This is a genomic window from Georgenia muralis (assembly GCF_003814705.1).
In the GTDB taxonomy this organism is placed as follows: Bacteria; Actinomycetota; Actinomycetes; order Actinomycetales; family Actinomycetaceae; genus Georgenia; species Georgenia muralis.
Map to the genome: position 1 here is coordinate 2,310,846 of NZ_RKRA01000001.1, position 22,699 is coordinate 2,333,544.

The window sequence follows — 22,699 nt, forward strand, 5'->3', positions numbered from 1 at the left end:
CCCGGCCTACGTCGGTCCCGAGAGCGGGACGGGGTCCACACCCGGACCGCAGGAGCTGGCCGGCTCGCGGTGAGGCGGCACAGAACCGTCCGGAAAGGACACAGCCATGAGGAGTTCCGCCGCCAGGATCGCCGGGATCATCTCGATCATCGCCGGGATCGTCTTCATCGTCGCCGGAGCGGCGACGTGGGCGCTCATCACGTCCAACCTCGCCGACCAGAACATCACGGTCGCCGACGACTCGCCCATGCTGGCCGGTGACGACGTCAACGGGCCCTTCTCGGCGTTCGCCGAGGCTCAGATCATCAACGAGCACGCCCTCGACGCCACCGGCGGCAAGACCTACGCCGAGCTCGGTGGCGAGGTCCGCGCCGCCGAGGAGGCCGGTGACACCGCGCTGGCGGAGGAGCTCCAGGGCCAGCGCACGACGGTCACGAACGCCTCGTTCCTGAGGGCGTCCCTGTTCACCTCGGTCGTCTCCTACGGCGTCGCCGCCCTGGTCGTCGGCCTCGGCGTGCTGTGGGTCCTCGTCGCGTGGGCGCTGACCTCCCTCGGCAGGTCCACCGTCCCGGCCTCCGCCACGGACCGGCGCGTCAACGCCTGACCCCGCGACGAGGAGGGCGGGTGCCGTGATCTCGGCACCCGCCCTCCTGTGCGCCCGGGGTCAGCCGGCCCCGTCCCGCCGGCGCCGGTTGCGCTGGAGGACGGGCACGAGCAGCAGCGCCAGGGCCGCCACCACCAGCAGCCCGATGAAGGCCAGCTGCAGGTCGATGGTGTAGCCGAGGCCGACCGCGACCGCGGTGGCGCCGCAGATCGCGAGCACGAGCCCGAGCACGACCGTGCCGGTGCGCGCCCCGCCGGGTCGCACCTCCGGCGGTGCGGTCGCCGCGGACCACACCTGGCCGGTCGGCATCGGTGTCCACGGTGTGTCGGCCGGACCGGTCGGCTGCCCGCCGTCGGGGGTGGTGGTGACGGGGCGGGTGGTCGCGCCGTCGGGGGTGGTGGTGACGGGGCGGGTGGTCGCGCCGTCGGGGGTGGTGGTGACGGGGCGGGTGGTCGCGCCGTCGGGGGTGGTGGTCCGGGGGACGTCCGTGGTGGTGTCGTCGCCCGGGCGGGTGGTGTCGCTCATCGTTGCTCCTCGATCAGGATGTCGGACGCGCCGGCGGTGATGACGACGACGAGGTCCGCGCCGTCCTCGCCCGCGGCGGGCGAGATCAGCTCGTGGGAGATGTTCACGCCCGACGCCCAGGTGGTGCGGCGGCGCTCGGACTCGTCGGCGGACTCGGCGAAGGGGCTCACGCCGTCGTCGTCGGTCCACCCGGGGCCGGTGATGCTGGCGAGGTTGCCCGCTCCGACGTCGACCCGGACCACCGTGGCCGAGGCCTCGGGCAGGACGACGGTGACGTCACCGGCGCCGACGTTGACGGGCACTGTCACGGTGGCGTCGGTGGGGTCGGCCCCGCTCAGGTCCAGGCCGGTGAGGTCGAGACGGAGGTCACCGGCGCCGAGGTCGTAGCCCTGCCGTGCCTCGTCCACCGAGACGGGGGCGGCGTCGAGGTCGCCGAACGTCGCCGAGGACTCCAGGTTGAGCGCGACGGGAGAGGCCGAGACCGCGAGCGTGGCCGGGACGACCAGCAGCGCGAGCAGGACGCCGAGGATCGACAGCGCCCCGCCGCGTCGGCCGGTGACACCGGCAAGCAGGGCGCCCAGGCCGAGAAGGGCGAGCACGATGCCGCCGAGGACGAGGGGCAGGAGCCAGCCCACGGGCTCCATCCGGTCGACCAGGAGCAGCCCTGCGGAGGCCAGGAGCGCGAGCGCGATGACGACGGCCACGAGGCCGGAGCCCGGACCGGGGGTCCGAGGTCGCGGCGGCACCGGCGGCGCCGGCGGACGGTAGGGCGCGGGTGCGACCTGGCCGGAGGACCCCGGTGGGACCTGGCCGTAGGAGGCGGCCGCGTACGCCGTCGTGGCGGCGGGCGGCGGCGGTCCCCAGGCCGGCCCGGGGCGTCCGCCGGGGTGCTCGGGTGACGCCGGTCCCGGACGACCTGGGGCTCCGACGGTGGTGGACTGCCAGGCTGTGGGGCTGCCCGGCCGGGATGCGCCCGGGGCCGGGTACGGCACGCCCGAGGTGCCCGGGTACGCGGAGGCCGCAGGTGCGCCGCCTGCCGCGTAGGGCGGCGGAGCCGCCGCACCGCCGGGTGTGCCCACGGCCGGGCGGCGGGAGCCGCGGCGGGCGAGGGCCACGACGCCCAGGACGATGAGGGCGAGGAGCCCCAGACCGAACAGCGGCCAGAACACACCGCCGCGCTCGTCCCAGCCGGCCCACCATGCGCCGGGCCGGGCAAGGCCGAGGATGACGAAGGCCAGCGCGCCGGCCAGGGCGGCGTCGACGTTGCCGCGCAGCGCCTCCTGCAGGTGGATCCGGCCGTCCGACTCCTCCGGGAGCAACGCCCAGGCGAGGCCGTACAGGAGCATGCCGAGGCCCCCGAAGAGCGTGAGGACCACGAGGACCCCGCGGACGAGCAGTGGGTCGATGTCCAGCCGCCGGGCGACCCCTGCGGCGACACCGCCGATCCAGCGGTCCTGGCCGCGCCAGACACCTGTCCGGCGCAGGGAGGTGAAGAAGGACGACTCCGCCGCGCCGGCGGGCGGGTTCTGGTGGCCGGCCCAGGGCGGGTCGACAGGTGGCGTCCGGTGTGCGGACGGGAATCCCTCGTCCGGCGAGGGGCCGGCGGTGGGGCCGGTGCGGGGTGCGTTCGTGTTCATGCTCCCAGCCAACCGCGCCGGGTGGTCCCGGGACCATCGGGGACCACCCTGGTCGGACCCTGATCCTCGGGCGAGGCGACCCTGGATCCACCCCGGGCGGGCCTCGCCGTCAGGGAGAGCGTGTGAGGATGAGGACGTGAGCGCCGCCGTCCCGTCCGTCCGTGTGCCGCTGCGCCGTCCGCGCGACGGCCGCGCGGTGGCGGGCGTGTGCGCGGGGGTGGCCGCCCACCTCGGACTGCCGGTGACGACGACGCGCTGGATCTTCGTCCTCGCCTCCTTCGTCGCGGGCGCCGGGGTCGCGATGTACCTGTGGCTGTGGGTGACCGTGCCGGCCACCGACGGCTCCGGGGCAGCCGGGCAGCGCCTCGCCCCGAGGCTGCGCCTCGGGACGCTCTCCGGCCCCGCACGGGACGTCGCCATCGCGGTGGTGCTCCTCGCCACCGCCGGCATGCTGCTCCTGTGGCGCGCCGACCTCGCGCCCAGCGCCTCGTGGGTGGTGCCCGCGCTGGTCGTCGCTGCCGGTGCGGCGCTCGCCTGGAGCCAGCTGGCCGAGGTCGCCCGGGCCGGCGCGAGCCCGACCCGCCGGGGCGCGGTGGTGGCGCGGGTCGGTGCCGGCGTGGCGCTCGCCGTCGTGGGCGCGTTGCTGCTCGTCGGCCGGGGCGAGAACCCCTGGGTCCTGCTCAGCGGCGCCGCCGCGGGGCTGGCCATCGTCTTCGGCGTCGCCGTCGTCCTCGCCCCCCTGCTCCTGCGCCTGGTCCGGGAGCTGGGCGCCGAACGGGTCGCCCGCGCCCGGGAGGCCGAGCGGGCCGACATCGCCGCGCACCTGCACGACTCGGTGCTCCAGACCCTGTCGATGATCCGTGCGCGCGCCGGGGACAACGAGGAGGTGGCGCGCCTGGCCCGCGCCCAGGAGCGCGAGCTGCGCGACTGGCTCTACACCGACCGGCCCGAACCTGGGACCTCCACCGCGGCCGTGGTGCGCCAGGTGGCCGCCGAGGTCGAGGACCTGCGCGGGGTGCCGATCGAGGTGGTCACCGCCGGTGACGCCGAGCCGGGCCCGGAGACGGCCGTCCTCGCCGCCGCCGCGCGGGAGGCCCTCGCGAACGCGGTGGCCCACGGCCGGCCGCCGGTCAGCCTCTACGTCGAGGTGGGTCCCGAGGCGGTCGAGGTCTTCGTGCGCGACCGGGGCGACGGCTTCGACCCGTCGGCCGTCCCCGCCGACCGGCACGGCGTGCGCGAGTCCATCGTCGGTCGGATGGCCCGGCACGGGGGCCGGGCCGTGGTCCGGTCACGCGCGACGGGCACCGAGGTCCACCTGGTCATGCCGAGGAAGGAACAGTCATGAGCGAGCAGCCGGGGATCCGCGTCCTCATCGTCGACGACCACGCGCTGGTGCGTACCGGTGTCCGGGCCGAGCTGGGCCGCCACGCCCCGGACGTCGACGTCGTCGGCGAGGCCGAGGACGTCGAGGGTGCCGTCGCGGCCGTGCACGCCCTCGCACCGGAGGTGGTCCTGCTCGACGTCCACCTCCCCGGCGGGCAGGGCGGCGGCGGGGCCGAGGTGGTCACCCGGTGCGCCGACCGCCTCGCCACCACGCGGTTCCTCGCCCTGTCGGTCTCGGACGCCTCGGAGGACGTCGTCGCCGTCATCCGCGCCGGCGCACGCGGCTACGTCACCAAGGCGATCACCGCCACCGAGCTGGCCGAGGCGATCCGGCGCGTGGCCGCCGGCGACGCCGCCTTCAGCCCCCGTCTCGCCGGGTTCGTCCTCGACGCTTTCGGCACCGGGGCCGCGGACGTCGCCGTGCACGACGACGAGCTCGACCGGCTCTCGGCCCGGGAGCAGGAGGTCATGCGCCTCATCGCCCGCGGCTACACCTACAAGGAGGTCGCCGCCGAGCTGTTCATCTCGGTCAAGACGGTCGAGACCCACGTCTCGGCGGTGCTGCGCAAGCTCCAGCTGTCCTCGCGCCACGAGCTCACCCGGTGGGCCGCGGCCCGCCGGCTCCTGTGAGGCGTGCGCTGTGAGGAGCCTCTCCGCCCGGCCGGCGCCGGCGTGGCGCCGGGGCGTCGGCGACGCCCCTTAGGGTGACGAGCATGTCAACCCTCTCCGGCGTCCTCCTCGTCGTCCACATGATCGGCTGGGCCATCGTGCTCGGCGCCACCGTGACCAACCTGCGCCCGCCGCGGATCGTCAAGGGCGTCACGCACGGCGCGCTCACCGCCCTCGTGGCGGGGATCCTCCTCGTGGGCGTGGCGGAGATGGGGGACCGGGACGTCGACAACGTCAAGATCGCCGTCAAGCTCGTGGTCGCCCTGGCCGTCACCGCGCTCGCGATCTACGGCGCCCGCCGCGAGGAGAAGGCCACCGCCGCCCTCGTCGGCTCCGTCGCAGGGCTGACGGTCCTCAACATCGCCGTCGCGGTCCTCTGGCGCTGAGCGTCCACCCGACCCGTCCCCCAGGAGGCCCGCATGGACCCGTTCGGTGAGCTGCTCGTCGGTGTCGCCGTCGCGATCGGCATCGTCGGCGCGATCATCCAGCTCTACCCCGGCAGCATCATCGTCCTCGCTGCGGTCGCGGTCTGGGGCGTCGTCACCGGCGGGGCGGTGGGCTGGACCGTCGTCGTCGTCGCCACGCTCGCCGTGGTGCTCGCCGGGGTCGCGAAGTACCTGCTCGCGGGTCGCTACCTCACCGGGGCGGGCGTCCCGGGCCGCACCATGGTCGTGGGTGCCGCGCTCGGCGTCGTCGGGTTCTTCGTCGTGCCCGTGGTGGGCCTGCCGCTGGGGTTCGTCCTCGGCGTCTACCTCGCCGAGACCGGCCGGCGACGCAACCACGCCGACGCGTGGCGCTCGACCGTCGCGGCCATGAAGGCGACCGGCCTGACCATCCTCATCGAGCTCGCCGGTGCCCTGGTCGCCACCGGGGCGTGGGTCGTGGGGCTGCTGCTCACCTGAGCCTGTGGGCCGCGTGCAGCGGTGTCGGTGCAGCCGCTTACCCTTGGGGTGAGATGAACACCTTGTTCGACAACCTCCCGCTGCCCGGCCTGTCCACCACCGACCGGCTACCCTCCGCCGTCCCTCCGCGCGACGACCTGTCCACCGGGCGCCCCGCAGGTGACCCGCTCGGGACCGCCCGGGACGACGTCACGGACCCCGTGGAGCGGGCCCGCCGGCGCGCCGGGCTGTCCGCCGGCGGCAGTGGCCGGCCGGACGAGGCAGCCCTGCTCGAGGGGCTCAACCCCCAGCAGCGCGCGGCCGTCGTCCACACCGGCGGCCCGCTGCTCATCGTCGCCGGCGCCGGCTCGGGCAAGACCCGGGTCCTGACGAACCGCATCGCGCACCTGCTCGCCACCGGCCGGGCGCGGCCGGGGGAGATCCTCGCGATCACCTTCACCAACAAGGCCGCCGCCGAGATGCGTGAGCGGGTCGAGCACCTCGTCGGCCCGGACGCCCGGCGGATGTGGGTCTCGACCTTCCACTCCGCGTGCGTGCGCATCCTGCGCAAGGAGCACGCCACCCTCGGGCTGCGCTCGAGCTTCTCCATCTACGACGCCGCCGACTCCCAGCGGCTCATGACCCTGGTGTGCCGCCAGCTCGACCTCGACCCCAAGAAGTACCCGCCCAAGACGTTCTCGCGGAAGGTCTCCGACCTCAAGAACGAGCTCGTCGACCCCGAGGACTACGCCGCCACGGTCAGCTCGGCCAACTCCTTCGACTCCGCCCTCGCCCAGGCCTACACCCTGTACAACCAGCGCCTGCGCCAGGCCCACGCGCTCGACTTCGACGACCTCATCATGGTCACCGTCAACATGCTCCAGGCCTTCCCCGCGGTCGCCGAGCACTACCGCCGACGGTTCCGTCACGTCCTCGTCGACGAGTACCAGGACACCAACCACGCCCAGTACGTGCTCGTTCGTGAGCTCGCCGGGGTCGACCGGGACGCCGACGGCGCCGGCGACCGTGACGGCCTGCCACCGGCTGAGCTGACGGTGGTCGGCGACGCCGACCAGTCCATCTACGCCTTCCGCGGGGCCACCATCCGCAACATCCTCGAGTTCGAGGAGGACTACCCGAGCGCGACGACGATCCTGCTCGAGCAGAACTACCGCTCCACCCAGAACATCCTCTCCGCGGCCAACGCCGTCATCTCGCGCAACCCTGGCCGGCGCGCGAAGAACCTGTGGACCGACTCGGGCGAGGGGCCGCTCGTCGTCGGCTACGTCGCCGACTCCGAGCACGAGGAGGCCAGGTTCATCGCCGAGGAGATCGACCGCCTCGCCGCGGCGGACGGCACCAGGCCGGGTGACGTCGCCGTCTTCTACCGCACCAACGCCCAGTCGCGGGCGCTGGAGGAGGTGATGGTCCGGACCGGCATCCCGTACAAGGTGGTCGGCGGGACCCGCTTCTACGAGCGAAAGGAGATCAAGGACGCCGTCGCGTACCTGCGTGCCGTCGCCAACCCCGACGACGCCGTCAACCTGCGGCGCATCCTCAACGTCCCCAAGCGCGGGCTGGGCGACCGGGCCGAGGCGATGATCGCCGCCCACGCCGAGCGGGAGCGGGTCTCCTTCGGTGCCGCGATCGCCGACGCCGCGGCCGAGCCTGGCGCCACCCGCGAGGGCCGGCCCGTGCCCGAGGTCCTCGGCCTGGCCACCCGCGCCCGCACCCAGGTCCGCGCCTTCCACCAGCTCATGGAGGACCTGCGCGCCATGGACGCGGCCGGCGCGCGCCCGGCGGAGGTCCTCGACGCCGCGCTGGACCGCTCGGGCTACCTCGCCGAGCTGCGGGCGAGCGAAGACCCGCAGGACGCGACCCGTGTGGAGAACCTCGCCGAGCTCCACGCCGTCGCCGCGGAGTTCTCCGAGCAGGACGCCGAAGGCGGGCTCGGGGACTTCCTCGAGCGGGTTTCGCTCGTGGCCGACAGCGACCAGATCCCCGACGCGGCGGGCCAGGAGGCGGGTCAGGTCACGCTCATGACCGTGCACACTGCCAAGGGGCTGGAGTTCCCGGTCGTCTTCGTCACCGGGATGGAGGACGGCACCTTCCCGCACCAGCGCTCGCTCACGGAGGAGGACCAGCTCTCCGAGGAGCGCCGGCTGGCGTACGTCGCGCTCACCCGCGCCCGGCAGCGGCTCTACCTCTCCCGGGCCGCGGTCCGCACCGCCTGGGGGATGCCCCAGGAGCTGCCCGCGTCCCGGTTCCTCGACGACATCCCCGGCTCGCTGCTGGACTGGCGGCGGGCCGAGTCCTCGATGGACACCCTGCGCGGCCGGGCGGGGTCGGGGTTCCGCGCGGCCGGGACGGGCTACCGCTCCGGCGAGGGCAGGCCCGACGGCCGGCGGGCCCCGGCGCGGTCCGGACCGGTGCGCACGGGCAAGCTCGAGTCGACGGGCGCGCGGCTCGGCTCCGCCACCCCCCGCGCAGACGTGCCGGGCCTGGACCTGGGGGACAAGGTGACCCACGACAGCTACGGCGTCGGGACCGTCGTCGGCCTCGAGGGGGCCGGCAGCTCGGCGGTGGCGAAGATCGACTTCGGCGGCGGACAGGTCAAGCGTCTGCTCCTGCGCTACTCGCCGGTGACGAAGCTGTAGCCGCGGCCGGTCGGCTCAGGCCCGGAGCACCGGCAGGGCCTCACCGGCCGGGGTGCCCTGGCGCGAGACCGCCTCGATCGCGGGACGCAGGCCGAGCCACCACTGGTGCCGCGGCCGGCGGGCGGACAGGTCGACCTCCTCGTCCATGTGCACCAGCGGGTGGGCGACGACGTCGCTGCCCACCAGGCCGAGGTAGCGGCCCTCGGCGGTGCCGGCCTCGAGCTGGCCGGCGAGGTCCGCGATGGCGTGGGAGACCAGCCGGGTCGCGAGGATGCGGTCGAACGGCGAGGGGTTCCCGCCCTGCTGGAGGTGCCCGAGCACCGCCTGGCGCACGTCGTACAGGCCGTGCCCCTCCTCTTGGAAGATCCGGGCGAGGACGTCGGTGGTGTACAGGTCGGACGCGGTCTCGTTGCGGATGGCCAGGAACAGCCGGCGCCCGGCCCGGAAGCTGGCCACCATGCGCTCGGTGTCCGTGGCGAGCTCGGCCAGGCTCATGCCCTCCTCGGGCAGGTAGACCCGTTCGGCGCCGGCGGCCAGCCCGGCCATGAGCGCGAGGTAGCCGCAGCGCCGCCCCATCGTCTCCACCACGAAGCACCGCTTGGCCGCGCTCGCGGACTGCTTGATCTTGTCCAGGGCCTCGACGATGTTGTTCAGCGCCGTGTCGGCCCCGATGGACAGCTCCGAGCCGGGCAGGTTGTTGTCGATGCTCGCCGGCACGCACACGATCGGCAGCGCGAACGCGGGGTAGCGGTCCCGTTCGGTGACCATGCGGTGGGCCGCGAGATAGGCGTTGAAGCCGCCGATGATGAGCAGGCCGTCGAGCTCGAGCCGCTCGATGGCGCGGCCGAGGGCGTAGAGCTGCTCGACCTCGGGGACCGCCCGGCGGGTGCCCAGACCGGCACCTCCCTCGCCGACCCAGCCCTCGACGTCGTGCCAGGCGAGCTCGACGACGTCACCGTCGATGAGCCCGGGGAAACCGCCGTTGACGCCCAGGACCGTCATGCCGCGGTCGAGCCCGAGGCGCACCGCGGCCCGGGCCGCGGTGTTCATGCCCGGGGCCAGGCCCCCGGCGTGCAGGACCGCCACCCGCCGGCGCGGGCCCGGCGCCGTGGCGACCGGGGGGCGCGACATCGTGGCGTAGGTGCGCACCATCTCCGTGAAGCTCGACCCGCGCGCGGCCATCGCCCCCGCGTAGTCGCCCGCGTCCACCGCGGTGGCGACGGCGCGGGTCGCGCTGACGGCCTCGACGAGCGGGAGCAGGGTGATGCGGTTGTGCCGCACCCCGACCACGTGGGGCTCCCCGCCCGGCTCGGCGGAGAGGACCTCCTGCGCGGCGGCGTAGCCGAGCAGTGTGCTCATCCACCGGTCGTACGCGGAGGGCGCCCCGCCGCGCTGGACGTGTCCGAGGATCGTCACCCGGGCGTCCTCGGAGAGCCGGTCCTGCAGGACCCCGCGCACGTAGGCGGCGGTGATGGGCGCGCCCGCCCGGTCCCGGGCCCCCTCGGCCACGAGGACCATCGACTCGCGGCGTCCGGCGGCGCGGGACTCCCGGAGCTTGTCCACCATCTCCTCCTCCCAGCCCGGCGCGGGCGGGGACTCGGGGATGAGGACGTAGTCGCTCCCGCCCGCGACGGCCGCCATGAGCGCGAGGTACCCGCAGTGCCGGCCCATCACCTCCACGACGAAGGTGCGCTGGTGGCTCGCGGCGGTGCTGGCGATGGCGTCGAGGGCCTCGACGATGCGGTGCAGCGCCGAGTCGGCGCCGATGGTCATCTCGGTGCCGACCATGTCGTTGTCGATCGAGCCGACGAGCCCGGCGACGAAGAGCTCGGGGTGCGCGGCCGCGGTGGCGGCGTCGAGCCCGCCGGTGGCCACCAGCTCCTCGAGCAGGCCGGGCCACTCGGTGCGGAAGAGCTCGGTGCCCGTGAGGCTGCCGTCCCCGCCCACCACGACGAGACGGTCGATGCCGCGCTCGAGGAGGTTGCGGGCGGCGCGGAGCCTGCCGGGCCGGGTGCGGAAGTCCGCCGAGCGGGCGGTGCCGATGACGGTGCCGCCGCGGTTGAGGATGCTGCCGACGTCGTCCCACGCCAGGGCGCGGATGTGACCGTCGACGGCGCCCTGCCACCCGTCGTCGACGGCGAAGACCTCCGCCCCGAGGTGCAGGCCGGTGCGCACCACTGCGCGCACGGCGGCATTCATGCCCTGGGCGTCACCCCCGCTGGTGAGCACGCCCAGGCGCGAGCTGACGTCCACTGGTCCCCCTCCGGCGTTGCGACCGGACCATCATGGCCTACCCGGCGGATCTCTCGCCGGGACCCCGGTCCGGGTCACCGTCCGACCGGGACGTCGCCGGCGCCGTCGCCGGCGGCGGCAGCAGCGCGCGGGCCGCGGCGCGCCCGGCCTCGTGCGCGACACCCGCGCGCCTGCCGGGCCGGGCGGACGGCCGACCCTAGCCTGGGACCCGTCGGGCAGTCCGGGGAGGCGCGCATGGCCACGCAGGTCCAGGAGCGACGCCCGCGCCCGACCGGGGCCGCCGACCGTGCGCTCCGCCGTGGCGCCGGGCGCATCGAGGGGCTCGACGGGCTGCGGGCGCTGGCGATCGCGGCGGTCCTGCTCTACCACCTGCGGCCGGAGTCCCTCCCGGGCGGCTACCTGGGCGTCGACGTGTTCTTCGTCGTGTCCGGCTTCCTCATCACCACCCTGCTGCTGCGTGAGCTCGACGACCGGGGCCGCATCGACCTGCCGCGGTTCTGGGTGCGGCGCGCCCGCCGGCTGCTGCCCGCGCTCGTCGCGGTCGTCGTGGTGACCATCCCCGCCGCGTGGCTGGCCGGGACGGACCTGCTCGTCGGGATCGGCCGGCAGGCGCTGGGGGCGCTGACCTTCTCGAGCAACTGGCTCGAGATCGCGGCCGGCTCGTCCTACTTCACGGCCACCGCGCCGCAGCTCTTCGTCAACTTCTGGTCGCTGGCGGTGGAGGAGCAGTTCTACCTCCTGTGGCCCCTGCTGCTCGCTCTCGTCGTCGCCGCCACGTCCACCGCGCGGACCCGGGCCCGGATCGCCCTCGGCGCGGCGGGGGCGTCCGCCCTGGCGATGGCCCTGCTGCACACCCCCGGGGCGGACGCGACCCGCGTCTACTACGGCACCGACACCCACGCGTTCGGCCTCATGATCGGCGCGGCCCTCGCCTTCGCCCTCTCCGGCGGCCCGTTGCCGGCCGCTGCCCGGCGGTGGGCGGGACCGGCCGTCCTGGTCGCCCTGGCGGGGCTCGTGGCGCTCATGCTGACCCTGCGCCAGTCCGGACCGCTGACCTTCCGCGGCGGGATCCTCCTCGCGAGCCTGCTGACCGCCGTCCTCGTCGCGGGGCTGCTGGCGCCGACCGGACCGTACCGCTGGCTCATGCGGCTCCGGCCGCTGGAGTGGCTGGGGCAGCGCTCCTACGGCATCTACCTGTGGCACTGGCCGGTCATCCTCGTCCTGGCCCAGGCGATCCCCACCGCGCACGACTCGGCCGCGCACTGGGGCGTGCGGGGGCTGTCCCTCGCCGTGACCCTCGTCCTGGCCGCGGCCTCGTTCCGGTGGCTCGAGGGGCCGGTCCGCCAGCACGGGTTCCGCCACAGCCTGCGCCGCGCGGCCGCCGCCCTGCGGAGTCCGCTGCGGGGACGGCGCGTCCTGGCCCGGGCCGGCGCCGGCGCCGGCGTGGCCCTCGTCCTCGCCTCGGGTGCCGCCGTCGCCGTGGCTCCCGAGCGCTCGCAGACCCAGGCCGCGATCGAGGCGGCACAGGCGGAGGTGGACGCCTCGGCGGAGGAGGCCGAGGTGGTCGAGGTGGTCGAGGCCGACCGCTCGATGCCGACCGGGGAGGAGATCACCGGGTTCGGCGACTCGATCGTGGTCACCAGCAAGGACGGGCTGGAGCACCGCTTCCCCGGGATCATGCTGGACGCGCGCTCGATCCTGCAGTGGCCCGACGGCGAGCGGGCCGTGCGGGCCCGCCTCGCCGAGGGGACGGTGCGCCGGGCGGTCTTCCTCGACTACGGCACGAACGCCGGTGTCACCGACGAGGCCCTGGTGCGGCGTGTGCTGGACTCCCTCGGTCCCGACCGGATGATCGTCGTGGTGAACCTGTACGGCGGCAGCGCCTGGGTGCCGGAGGCGAACGCCACCCTCGCCCGGATCGTGGCCGGCTACCCCAACGCGGTCGTGGCCGACTGGCACGCGGCCATCTCCGCCCGGCCCGAGCTCCTCCAGTCCGATGCGACCCACCCCGGGATCGAGGGGGCGCACCTGTACGCCTCGGTCGTCGAGAAGGCCTTCGCCGAGCTGTCCGAGCGGCTCACCGGCGTGCCCGTGACCCTGGCGGGCGAGCCCGGCGACGCCCCCGCGGTGCAGCCGACGGGCGACCCTGCGGAGGAGGCCTCCGTGAGCCCGGGGTCGGAGGCCGTCGATGCGGCCGGCGGCGAGACGGTGGCCCCGCCGGGGTGAGACCCGCGCCACGGCGCGGTAGTCTTCCCCGAGATGTCTTGACGTCGAGGCATCTCGCCATGTCAACGGAAGGACGCAGTCGGGTGGATCTCTTCGAGTACCAGGCTCGGGACGTTTTCGAGAAGCACGGGGTCCCCGTGCTGCGCGGGGTCGTCGCGACGACACCGGCCGAGGCGCGCGCCGCGGCGGAGCAGCTGGGCGGCGGCACGGTTGTCGTCAAGGCGCAGGTCAAGACGGGCGGGCGCGGCAAGGCCGGCGGCGTCAAGCTCGCCCACAGCCCCGAGGAGGCGCAGGCCCGGGCGGCCGAGATCCTCGGCATGGACATCAAGGGCCACACCGTCCACCGTGTGATGATCGCCGAGGGCGCCCGGATCGCGGAGGAGTACTACTTCTCCGTGCTGCTGGACCGCAGCGAGCGGCGCTACCTCGCCATGGCCTCGGTCGAGGGCGGCGTGGAGATCGAGCAGCTCGCCGTCGAGCGCCCGGAGGCGCTCGCGCGCGTCGCGGTCGACCCGACGGTGGGGATCGACGCGGCCAAGGCCGCGGAGATCGCGGCGCAGGCCGGGTTCGCGCCCGAGCTCGCCGACGAGGTCGCCGCCGTCTTCCAGAAGCTCTGGACGGTCTACACCGAGGAGGACGCCACCCTCGTCGAGGTCAACCCGCTCGTACGCACCGAGGACGGCGCGGTCATCGCGCTCGACGGCAAGGTCACCCTGGACGAGAACGCGGCGTTCCGGCACCCCGACCACGCCGACCTCGTCGACCGGGCGGCCACCGACCCCCTCGAGGCCCGGGCCAAGGAGCTCGACCTCAACTACGTCAAGCTCGACGGCGAGGTCGGCATCATCGGCAACGGCGCCGGGCTGGTGATGTCCACCCTCGACGTCGTCGCCTACGCCGGCGAGGCCCACGGGGTCAAGCCCGCCAACTTCCTCGACATCGGCGGCGGCGCCAACGCCCAGGTGATGGCCAACGGCCTCGACGTCATCCTCGGCGACCCCCAGGTGAAGTCGGTGTTCGTCAACGTCTTCGGCGGGATCACCGCGTGCGACGAGGTCGCGACGGGCATCGTCAAGGCTCTGGAGATCCTCGGCGACAAGGAGAACAAGCCCCTCGTGGTGCGCCTGGACGGGAACAACGTGGAGGCCGGCCGCAAGATCCTCGCCGACGCCGCCCACCCCCTCGTCACGCTGGTCGCCACCATGGACGACGCCGCGGCCAAGGCCGCCGAGCTCGCCGCCGCGAAGTAAGGAACCCCCATGTCGATCCTCCTCAGCTCCTCCTCCAAGGTCCTCGTCCAGGGTATGACGGGCGCGATGGGCCAGATCCACACCAGCCGCATGCTCGACGCCGGAACCCGGATCGTCGGCGGGGTCAACCCGCGCAAGGCGGGCACCGCCGTCGACTTCGACGTCCAACCCACCGGTCCCGGCGCGGAGACCCGGCAGGCCGGCACCGTCTCGGTCCCGGTCTTCGGCTCGGTCGCCGAGGCCCGCGAGGCCACCGGCGCCGACGTCTCGGTCATCTTCGTCCCGCCGGCCCACACCAAGGCCGCCGTCATCGAGGCCGTCGACGCCGGCGTGCCGCTGGTGGTCATCATCACCGAGGGCGTGCCCGTCAAGGACACCGCCGAGTTCTTCACCTACGCCCGCACCAAGGGTGTGCGCCTCATCGGCCCGAACTGCCCGGGCATCATCACCCCCGGCCAGTCGAACGTGGGCATCACCCCGGCCAACATCACCGGTCCGGGGCGGATCGGGCTCGTCTCGAAGTCCGGCACCCTGACCTACCAGATGATGTACGAGCTCTCCGACATCGGGTTCACCACGTGCATCGGCATCGGTGGCGACCCGATCATCGGCACCACCCACATCGACGCCCTCGAGGCGTTCGAGGCGGACCCGGAGACCGAGCTCATCGTCATGATCGGCGAGATCGGCGGCGACGCCGAGGAGCGCGCGGCCGCCTACATCAAGGAGCACGTGACCAAGCCGGTGGTGGGCTACGTCGCCGGCTTCACGGCACCGGAGGGCAAGACGATGGGCCACGCCGGCGCCATCGTCTCGGGATCCTCCGGCACCGCCGAGGCCAAGAAGGTCGCCCTCGAGGCGGCCGGGGTCAAGGTCGGCAAGACGCCGTCCGAGACCGCGCGCCTGGCCCGTGAGCTGCTCGGCGCCTGAGGCCCGCCCCCCCGCGACGGCGGTCGCCCCTCCGGGCGGCCGCCGTCCGCCGCGAGTTCCGACACGCCGGGCGCGCACCACCGTCCCGTGCCGCGCAGGCCGGACGATAGGGAAGGTGACCACCACCGACACACGCCCGCCGGTCGTCATCGACGTGCCCGGGCCCCAGCGCGTCCGCGCCCTGCCGGAGGGCTGGCTGCGCGGCCTCGTCGCCGGCGGCGAGGCCGCCGTGCTCAGCTGGCTCACCGTGGTCGTGCCCGCGGTCGCGACCTACATCGCCACCGCGGCCGCCCCCGCGCTGGGGGAGGCGTCCTGGCAGGGGGCCGCCCGCACCGGCACCTCGCTGTGGCTCCTGGGCCACGGCGGGCGGCTCGACGTCGGCGGCGGGACGGTCGTCTCGCTGGTGCCGCTCGGTGTCGCGCTGCTCTCCCTCGCCCTCGTGCACGTCTCGACCCGCCGGATGCGGCTGACCTCGGTGGCCGCCGCCGCCCTCGTGCCGGTCGGCTACGTCGGGGCGACCGCGCTGCTCTCCCTCGCCGCCGCGGTCCCCGCCGGACGGGCCGGCGCCCTGGCCGGCGCCGCTCTCGTGGCGGTCACCGGGGCCGCCGCCGCGGCCGCCCGCGACGACCTCGTGCTCCCGGCCTCAGGCCGGGTCGACGGCGCCGTGCGCGACGGTCTCCTCGCAGCGCTGTGGTCCCTCGCCGCGCTGGCCGCGGCGTCCGTCGTCCTGGGGGCCGTCGCCGTCGTGGCGGGCTGGGACCGGATCGTCATGATCCAGCAGTCCTACGGCACCGACGTCGTCAGCACCGTGGTGCTCGTGGGCGCCCAGCTCGTCTACGTGCCCACCGCGCTCGTCTGGGCGCTGGCGTGGATCGCCGGGCCCGGCTTCGCCGTCGGGGCGGGCACCCACTTCGCTGCGGCCTCCGTCCAGACGGCCCCGCTCCCGGCGGTCCCGCTCCTGGGGGCCCTGCCCTCACCCGGCTCGCCCGGCCAGGGCTGGGTGGCGGTCCTGCCGGTCGTCGTGGGCCTGGCGGCCGGGGTGTGGCTGCTGCGCAGGGAGCGGGAGCGCGGTCTGCGCGACGCCGCCGCCGCGGCCCTGCTGGCCGGCGCCGGCACCGCCGCGGTGGTGCTCCTGCTCGCGGCGGCCGCGTCCGGCTCGGTGGGCCCGGGACGGCTGGCCACGGTCGGGCCGGACCCCGTTCTCCTCGCGGCCACCGTCCTCGCCGAGGTCGGTGGCGCCGCCCTCCTCATGGTCCTGGCGGCGCACCCGCGCACCCGTGCCGCGCTCGGCGCGGGCGGGAGCGCGGCGTGGCAGCGGGTCGAGGAGCACCGGGCGGCCCGCACCGACCGGCGGGAGGCGGTGCCCGCCGTCGCCGGTCCGAGCCGCACCCCCGACGGCCCGCGCCGCGCCGACGACGGCCCGAGCCGCGCCCCGGCCGGTCCGCGCCGCGCCGACGACGGCCCGACGGTCCCCGGCCGGCCGGCCCCCGACCCGTCGGTCAAGGCGGCGGCGGGTCCGGACGGTGGGGCGCCGCGGCCGCCGGTGTGGGCCCGGCTCGACACGCCCCCGGCCCCGACCGACGCCGGAGCGGAGCCGCAGGCCCCGGACGGCGGTCGCTGGTCCGGCCCGCGGCTGAGCCAGTGGTCGGCCACGCCGTAGCTCCCCTGGGCGGCTGCTACCCCACACCGAGCCGGTCGCCCAGCGCGTTCTCGAGCTGAGCGCGGCAGCGGTCCTGCGCCTGCTCGGTCAGGGCCGACCGCACGCACCGCCCGTACCGGTCGTACTCGTCCCAGAACACGGCCTGCGTGAGCGAGGTGGCGCTCAGGACCCCGGCGAGGACGAGAGCCGCCACGAGCGCGGGCCGCAGGGCGCGACCGGCGCGGGCGCGCCTCAGCCGCGCCAGCGCGACCACGCCGAGGACCAGCGCGGCGAGGCAGATGACACCCGAGAGCAACGGGTAGGGCCAGGGGAGGGCGACCACCCCCAGGCCGACACCGAGGAGCAGGGTCGCGCCGAACGCGCGGACCCACCCCATGGCGCGCGCCCGGTCCGCGTCGGTCTGCTCGGGCGGGCGTGCGGCGGCCATGCGCCCATCATCGCCCAGGAGGGCACTACGCTCGCGCAGGTGAGCGCCCCCCACGTCACCGAGCCCGCCGGACGGCCGGCCCGGCTGGTCGTCCTCGTCTCCGGCGGCGGCTCGAACCTCGCCGCCCTGCTCGACGCCGCCGCCGACCCCTCGTACGGGGCGTCCGTCGTCGCCGTCGGCGCGGACCGTGACGGCACCGGTGGCGTCGCGATGGCGCGCGAGGCCGGCATCGCCACCTTCGTCTGCCGGGTGGGTGACCACGCCGACCGGGGACGGTGGGACGCGGCGCTGACCGCTGCCGTGGCCGAGCACGAGCCCGACCTCGTCATCTCCGCGGGCTTCCTCAAGCTCTGCGGCCCCCGGTTCATGGCGGCCTTCGCCGGGCGCTACGTCAACACCCACAACTCCCTCCTGCCCGCCTTCCCCGGCATCCACGGACCGCGCGACGCCCTCGAGTACGGCGTGCGCATCGCCGGCGCGACGCTGTTCTTCGTCGACGAGGGCGTGGACACCGGGGTCATCGTGGCGCAGGTGGCCGTGCCGGTCCTCGACGACGACGACGTCGAGACCCTCACCGAGAGGATCAAGGTCGCCGAACGGGCGCAGCTCGTCGAGCAGGTCGGCCGGCTCGCCCGCGAGGGCTGGCACATCGAGGGCCGCAAGGTCCGGCCTGGTCGCTGATCGGCCGGTGGTGGCCCGCCGGCCCCGAGCGGGCCACGGTAGGATGGTCCCGGCCGTGACTGGCGAGCCAGGTGGAGACCACCACCGGGGAGCGGCCGCAGTCCCCTGCTGGAGCACCGCGCGCCTGGGTGCCTGGGTCGGGTGCCCCGTGCACCCTGTTCGCGCCGTCGACCCAGGAGTGACCATGACCACGCAGCCCGCCGCCCAGACCGACCGTGTGCCCCTGCGCCGCGCCCTCGTCTCGGTCTACGACAAGTCCGGTCTGGAGGACCTCGCCGGCGCCCTGCACGCCGCGGGGGTGGAGATCGTCTCCACCGGCTCCACGGCCGCCCGCATCGCCGCCGCCGGCGTGCCCGTCACCGGTGTCGAGGAGGTCACCGGCTTCCCGGAGTGCCTGGACGGGCGGGTCAAGACGCTGCACCCGCGCGTCCACGCCGGGATCCTCGCCGACCGGCGCAAGGCCGGGCACCGGGAGCAGCTCGACGCCCTCGGTGTCGCCCCCTTCGACCTCGTGGTGGTCAACCTCTACCCGTTCACCGCCACCGTGGCCTCGGGCGGCGGTCCCGACGAGTGCGTCGAGCAGATCGACATCGGCGGTCCCACCATGGTGCGCGCCGCCGCCAAGAACCACCCCTCGGTCGCCGTCGTGGTGGACCCGGCCCGCTACGGCGAGGTCGCCCGCGCCGCCGCGGAGGGCGGGTTCACCCTGGCCGAGCGCCGGGCGCTCGCGGCCGCGGCCTTCCGCCACACCGCCACCTACGACGTCGCCGTCGCCTCGTGGATGGGCAACGTCCTCACCGCCGACGACGAGGTCGACGGGACGGCCACCGGATTCGCCGGGTGGATCGGAGCCACGTGGGACCGCCGGGCGGTGCTGCGCTACGGCGAGAACCCCCACCAGCGGGCCGCGCTCTACACCGACGCTCACGGCCCCGTGGGGCTCGCGCAGGCCGAGCAGCTGCACGGCAAGGCGATGAGCTACAACAACTACGTCGACGGCGACGCCGCCTGGCGCGCCGCGCACGACCACGACCAGCCGGCCGTGGCGATCATCAAGCACAACAACCCCTGCGGGATCGCGGTCGGCGGGGACGTCGCCGAGGCGCACCGCCGTGCCCACGCCTGCGACCCCGTCTCCGCCTACGGCGGCGTCATCGCGGCCAACCGGCCGGTGACCGCCGAGATGGCCCGGCAGGTGGCCGAGGTCTTCACCGAGGTCGTGCTCGCGCCGGGCTTCGAGCCCGAGGCCGTGGAGATCCTCGCCCGGAAGAAGAACATCCGGCTCCTGCGCGTCGACGGCGCCCCCGCGGCGGGTGTGGAGACCCGGCCCGTCAGCGGCGGGCTCCTCGTGCAGTCCGTGGACCGGGTCGACGCCCCCGGCGACGACCCGGCCGGGTGGACCCTCGCCGCCGGCGAGCCGGCCGACGACGCCACCCTCGCCGACCTCGTCTTCGCCTGGCGCTCGGTCCGTGCGGCGCGGTCCAACGCGATCCTCCTCGCCCGCGACGGGGCCTCGGTGGGCGTGGGCATGGGCCAGGTCAACCGGGTGGACTCGTGCCGCCTGGCCGTCGAACGGGCGAACACCCTGGGGGTCGGCGTCAGCAGCGACGTCGTGGGTGCGGGTGGGGCTCCGAGCACGTCGAGCGCCGGTGCCCCCGAGCGCTCCCGGGGCGCGGTGGCCGCCTCCGACGCGTTCTTCCCGTTCGCCGACGGTCTGCAGGTCCTCATCGACGCCGGGGTCCGCGCGGTCGTCCACCCCGGCGGCTCCGTCCGGGACGCCGAGGTCGTCGAGGCCGCCCGGGCCGCCGGGGTGACGATGTACCTCACCGGGACGCGCCACTTCGCCCACTGACGAGGTCCCGGGCGGGTGTCCGGCCCGGGCCGGACGCCCGGGCCGGACGCCCGGCGTCCGGTCGGTGTCAGAGCACGGCTCGGCGCAGCGGCACCTCGGGGTCGCTCGCCCGCCCGACGTCCAGCGCGGGGTGCGACCCCGCGGCGAGGAGGCGACGAAGTGCGGCGACGTCCCGGGGCCGGTCCGCGGTCAGGCCCGCCGCGAGGCGGTGACCGGCCCGGAGGTAGAGGACGGTGAACCCGGCGGCGACGTCGCCGCGCACCACGACCTCGACGTCGTCGTCCGCGGGAGGCTGCCCGACGAGCGTGAGGTCGTGGCCGAGCTGGGTGGAGAAGACGTAGGGAACGGGCGTCGGGGGTGCGGGCCGGCCGAGGAGGCCTGCGGCGAGGGCCGCCGGGTGGCTCAGGGCCGCGTCCCAGTGCCCGCCCGGCACGGCGCCGAAGTCCGGCGTCGTCATCTCGGCGCAGTCGCCGACGGCCCGGACGCTGGGCGGACCGCCCCGCACCCGGCCGGCGGCGTCGACGGGGAGGGCGCCGTGCGCGGTGAGCGGGACCGCCCCCGCCAGCCACGCCGTCGCGGGGCGCACGCCCGTGGCCGCCAGGACGACGTCGGCGGTCACCTCCTCGGCCGGCTCCCGGGCGGTCCCCGCGAGGACGACCGCGTCCGGGCGCACGGCCGTCACCGCGCGGCCGCACCGCAGGTCCACGCCCGCCGCCGCGTACCAGGGCACGGTCAGCGCCCCGGCGGCGGCGCCGACCTGTCGGTGCAGCGGTGTGGGGGCGGCCTCGACGACCGTGACCTCGCACCCGTGCCGGGCCGCCTGCCCCGCGACCTCGGCGCCGATCCAACCGGCGCCCACGACGACGAGGCGGGCGCCCGGGACGAGCCGGCCGCGGAGCCGCTCCGCGTCGTCGGCGCCGTGGAGGGTCAGGGCGTGGTCCCAGGAGGCCGGCCGGGCGGCGGCGGCCCCGACGGCGAGCACGACGACGTCGGCCTCGAGGGTCTCCTCGGTGCCCGCCCCCGGGACGGCCGGCGCCAGGGTCACCCGGGCCCCGGGGCCGTCCGCCTCCAGGCGGCGCGCGCGCCGACCCAGCAGCACCCGGTCGGCGAGCTCGCCGAGGTCGCCGTAGCCCTCGGCGGTGAGCCAGAGCGGCTCGGTGCGGGTGAACAGCTCCTTGGACAGGGGCGGCCGGTCGTACGGTGCCCGGTCCTCGGCGCCCACGACGGTGAGGTGGCCGGCGAAGCCCTGCGCCCGCAGCTCGGCCGCGGTCCGCAGCCCGGCCAGCCCGGCGCCGACCACGAGGACCGAGCGCGGCAGGACGACCCGGCCGCGGGTGGGCGCGGACGCGGGCACGATCGGGACGGGCACCCGCCCCACGGTAGTCTCGCGGGCATCATGTCCCCCGCACGCGGCCCCCGGCTGACCCTCCTGGCGGTCCTCGTCCTCGCCGTGGCCCTCGTGGCGCTCGTGGCGGTGTGGTCCGACGCCCGCACGGCGGCCCTCGTCCTCGCCGGGCTCCTCGCCGCCGTCGCGGTCGCACGGGTTGTCCTGCCCGAGGCGCTCGTGCCGGGGTCGCGCTCGCGCCCCGTCGACGTCGTCCTCCTGCTCGCCCTCGCCGGGGCCCTGGTCTACCTCGCCCCCTGGGGCAACGCGACGCTCGCGCTGCCCTGACGCCCCCGGCCGGCGCCGCCGCCGACGCCGTGCGCCAGGATGGTCGTGTGAGCGACCTCGTCCCCGACATCGTCCTCGTCCTGCTGTTCATCGTGCTCGGCGGCATCTTCGCCGCCTCGGAGATGGCCCTGGTCTCGTTGCGGGAGAGCCAGGTCCAGTCCCTGGCGGAGCGGGGCGGGGCCGGCGCCCGCGTCGCACGCCTCACCGCCGACCCCAACCGCTTCCTCTCCGCCGTCCAGATCGGCGTCACCCTCACGGGGTTCTTCTCCGCCTCCTTCGGGGCCGCCCAGATCGCGCCGCAGATCGCCCCGCTGCTGCGCGGCTGGGGCCTGGCGGAGGGGACCGCCTACGGCCTGGCCTTCGTCGGGACGACCGTGCTCGTCTCCTACCTCTCCCTCGTCCTGGGCGAGCTGGTCCCCAAGCGGCTGGCCATGCAGAGCGCCGAACGGTTCTCGCTCGTCGTCGCCACACCCCTGAACTGGGTCGCCGCGGCCATGCGCCCGGTGATCTGGCTGCTGGGTGCCTCCGTCGACGTCGTCATGCGGCTGCTCGGACGCGACCCGTCCGCCCCCCGCGAGGAGATGGGCACCGAGGAGCTGCGCTCCCTCGTCGCGCGCCACGGGGCGCTCGGCGCGCAGGAGCGCGACATGGTCGTCGACCTGCTCTCGGTCGGCGACCGCACCGTCCAGGAGGTCATGACCCCGCGCACCGAGGTCGAGTTCCTCGACGCCGCCCTGCCCATCGGGCACGCCCAGGCGCTCGTGCGCGGGCTCGAGCACTCCCGCTACCCCGTGCGGGGCGAGGACACCGACGACGTCCTGGGGTTCATCCACATCCGGGACCTCATCCACCCGGAGGAGCACGTGCGCACCGTCGGCGACCTCGTGCGCCGGGTCATGTTCTTCCCCACGGGCACCCGCGTGCTGACCGCGCTCACCGAGATGCGGGGCAGCCACGCGCACCTCGCGATCGTCGTCGACGAGTACGGCGGCACCGACGGCATCCCCACGCTCGAGGACGTCGTGGAGGAGTTCGTCGGGCAGATCCAGGACGAGTACGACCGGGAGGTCCCGGAGGTCGTGGCGACCGGCGCCACCGAGTCCGTCGCCGGCCGGCTCGGCCGGGCCGACGTCGCCAAGGTGCTCGGGCGGGAGCTGCCCGGGGGGCCCTTCGACACCCTCGGCGGTTTCGTCATGGCGCGGCTGGGCCACGTGCCCGCCCCGGGCGACACCGTCACCTGGGACGACCTCGTCCTGACCGTCACCGCGATGGACGGGCGGCGGGTCGACCGCCTCGACGCCCGCCGCACGGGCTGAGCGGGTGGCGGCCGGGCACGGTATCTTGACGTCGAGTAATCTGTTCCAGGCGCCGGTGCCCCGGCGCGGAGTCGAG

General features: G+C 75.5%; 19 protein-coding genes and 1 riboswitch. Of the genes, 14 read left to right on the plus strand and 5 right to left on the minus strand.

Translation table 11 applies throughout. The annotated features are described in order from the left end of the window. Positions 1–106: 106 nt before the first annotated feature. On the plus strand, positions 107–604 hold the full coding sequence (locus tag EDD32_RS10350) for an aromatic ring-opening dioxygenase LigA (RefSeq protein WP_123917245.1): 498 nt from the start codon (positions 107–109) through the stop codon (positions 602–604). Between the two features lie 60 nt (positions 605–664). Here the strand turns inward: EDD32_RS10350 and EDD32_RS10355 are convergent, their stop codons facing one another. Both EDD32_RS10355 and EDD32_RS10360 read right to left on the minus strand, forming a co-directional pair. Beyond that, positions 665–1,129, minus strand: coding sequence for a hypothetical protein (locus tag EDD32_RS10355; protein ID WP_123917247.1), 465 nt, complete (start codon positions 1,127–1,129; stop codon positions 665–667). After that, complete coding sequence (locus tag EDD32_RS10360; RefSeq protein WP_123917249.1) at positions 1,126–2,766, minus strand: PspC domain-containing protein; 1,641 nt, start codon at positions 2,764–2,766, stop codon at positions 1,126–1,128. Before EDD32_RS10360 ends, EDD32_RS10355 begins: the two co-directional genes overlap by 4 nt. A 136-nt stretch (positions 2,767–2,902) precedes the next feature. Here EDD32_RS10360 and EDD32_RS10365 point away from each other — a divergent pair, with 136 nt between their 5' ends. The 5 genes from EDD32_RS10365 (at position 2,903) to pcrA (ending at position 8,356) form a co-directional block, all read left to right on the plus strand. Beyond that, positions 2,903–4,111: an ATP-binding protein gene (locus tag EDD32_RS10365; RefSeq protein WP_246006080.1), complete on the plus strand. Its 1,209-nt coding sequence runs from the start codon at positions 2,903–2,905 to the stop codon at positions 4,109–4,111. Further along, on the plus strand, positions 4,108–4,779 hold the full coding sequence (locus tag EDD32_RS10370; RefSeq protein ID WP_123917251.1) for a LuxR C-terminal-related transcriptional regulator: 672 nt from the start codon (positions 4,108–4,110) through the stop codon (positions 4,777–4,779). The genes EDD32_RS10365 and EDD32_RS10370 overlap by 4 nt, the downstream gene beginning before the upstream one ends. 83 nt (positions 4,780–4,862) lie before the next feature. Next, entirely contained in the window at positions 4,863–5,204 is a 342-nt protein-coding gene (locus EDD32_RS10375; protein ID WP_123917253.1) for a hypothetical protein, read from the plus strand. 33 nt (positions 5,205–5,237) lie between these two features. Beyond that, positions 5,238–5,720: a DUF456 domain-containing protein gene (locus EDD32_RS10380; protein ID WP_211338794.1), complete on the plus strand. Its 483-nt coding sequence runs from the start codon at positions 5,238–5,240 to the stop codon at positions 5,718–5,720. A gap of 53 nt (positions 5,721–5,773) precedes the next feature. Further along, positions 5,774–8,356, plus strand: a complete 2,583-nt coding sequence (gene pcrA / locus EDD32_RS10385) for a DNA helicase PcrA (RefSeq protein ID WP_123917255.1) — start codon at positions 5,774–5,776, stop codon at positions 8,354–8,356. A 15-nt stretch (positions 8,357–8,371) separates the two neighbouring features. Here pcrA and EDD32_RS10390 read toward each other — a convergent pair whose 3' ends face one another. Further along, positions 8,372–10,609 carry a 6-phosphofructokinase gene (locus EDD32_RS10390; RefSeq protein WP_123917257.1) on the minus strand — a complete coding sequence of 746 codons (2,238 nt, stop codon included), beginning with the start codon at positions 10,607–10,609 and terminating at the stop codon, positions 8,372–8,374. 234 nt (positions 10,610–10,843) lie between these two features. Between EDD32_RS10390 and EDD32_RS10395 the strand changes: the two genes are divergently transcribed. The 4 genes from EDD32_RS10395 to EDD32_RS10410 all read left to right on the plus strand — a co-directional run bounded on the left by EDD32_RS10395 (position 10,844) and on the right by EDD32_RS10410 (position 16,675). After that, entirely contained in the window at positions 10,844–12,835 is a 1,992-nt protein-coding gene (locus EDD32_RS10395) for an acyltransferase family protein (RefSeq protein ID WP_123917259.1), read from the plus strand. Between the two features lie 83 nt (positions 12,836–12,918). Continuing rightward, a complete protein-coding gene (gene sucC / locus EDD32_RS10400; RefSeq protein ID WP_123917261.1) occupies positions 12,919–14,085 on the plus strand; it encodes an ADP-forming succinate--CoA ligase subunit beta in 1,167 nt (388 codons plus the stop codon). Positions 14,086–14,094: 9 nt separating this feature from the next. After that, positions 14,095–15,015 (plus strand): succinate--CoA ligase subunit alpha, encoded by a 921-nt coding sequence (gene sucD / locus EDD32_RS10405; RefSeq protein WP_123917263.1) that lies wholly within the window; start codon positions 14,095–14,097, stop codon positions 15,013–15,015. Positions 15,016–15,130: 115 nt separating this feature from the next. Further along, positions 15,131–16,675 carry a cell division protein PerM gene (locus tag EDD32_RS10410; protein ID WP_123917265.1) on the plus strand — a complete coding sequence of 515 codons (1,545 nt, stop codon included), beginning with the start codon at positions 15,131–15,133 and terminating at the stop codon, positions 16,673–16,675. 16 nt (positions 16,676–16,691) lie between these two features. Here EDD32_RS10410 and EDD32_RS10415 read toward each other — a convergent pair whose 3' ends face one another. Beyond that, entirely contained in the window at positions 16,692–17,102 is a 411-nt protein-coding gene (locus EDD32_RS10415) for a hypothetical protein (RefSeq protein WP_123917267.1), read from the minus strand. Positions 17,103–17,141: 39 nt separating this feature from the next. Between EDD32_RS10415 and purN the strand changes: the two genes are divergently transcribed. Together purN and purH are read left to right on the plus strand one after the other, a co-directional pair. Beyond that, positions 17,142–17,783 (plus strand): phosphoribosylglycinamide formyltransferase, encoded by a 642-nt coding sequence (gene purN, locus EDD32_RS10420; RefSeq protein ID WP_123917269.1) that lies wholly within the window; start codon positions 17,142–17,144, stop codon positions 17,781–17,783. A 45-nt stretch (positions 17,784–17,828) separates the two neighbouring features. Beyond that, positions 17,829–17,920, plus strand: a riboswitch (ZMP/ZTP riboswitch). A 47-nt stretch (positions 17,921–17,967) separates the two neighbouring features. After that, a complete protein-coding gene (purH, locus tag EDD32_RS10425; RefSeq protein WP_123917271.1) occupies positions 17,968–19,635 on the plus strand; it encodes a bifunctional phosphoribosylaminoimidazolecarboxamide formyltransferase/IMP cyclohydrolase in 1,668 nt (555 codons plus the stop codon). Positions 19,636–19,702: 67 nt separating this feature from the next. Here the strand turns inward: purH and EDD32_RS10430 are convergent, their stop codons facing one another. Then, positions 19,703–21,004: an NAD(P)/FAD-dependent oxidoreductase gene (locus EDD32_RS10430; RefSeq protein WP_246006081.1), complete on the minus strand. Its 1,302-nt coding sequence runs from the start codon at positions 21,002–21,004 to the stop codon at positions 19,703–19,705. A gap of 27 nt (positions 21,005–21,031) precedes the next feature. Between EDD32_RS10430 and EDD32_RS10435 the strand changes: the two genes are divergently transcribed. Beyond that, complete coding sequence (locus EDD32_RS10435) at positions 21,032–21,307, plus strand: DUF3017 domain-containing protein (RefSeq protein ID WP_123917272.1); 276 nt, start codon at positions 21,032–21,034, stop codon at positions 21,305–21,307. A 47-nt stretch (positions 21,308–21,354) separates the two neighbouring features. Then, a complete protein-coding gene (locus tag EDD32_RS10440; protein WP_123917274.1) occupies positions 21,355–22,623 on the plus strand; it encodes a hemolysin family protein in 1,269 nt (422 codons plus the stop codon). The last annotated feature ends 76 nt before the right edge of the window (positions 22,624–22,699 follow it).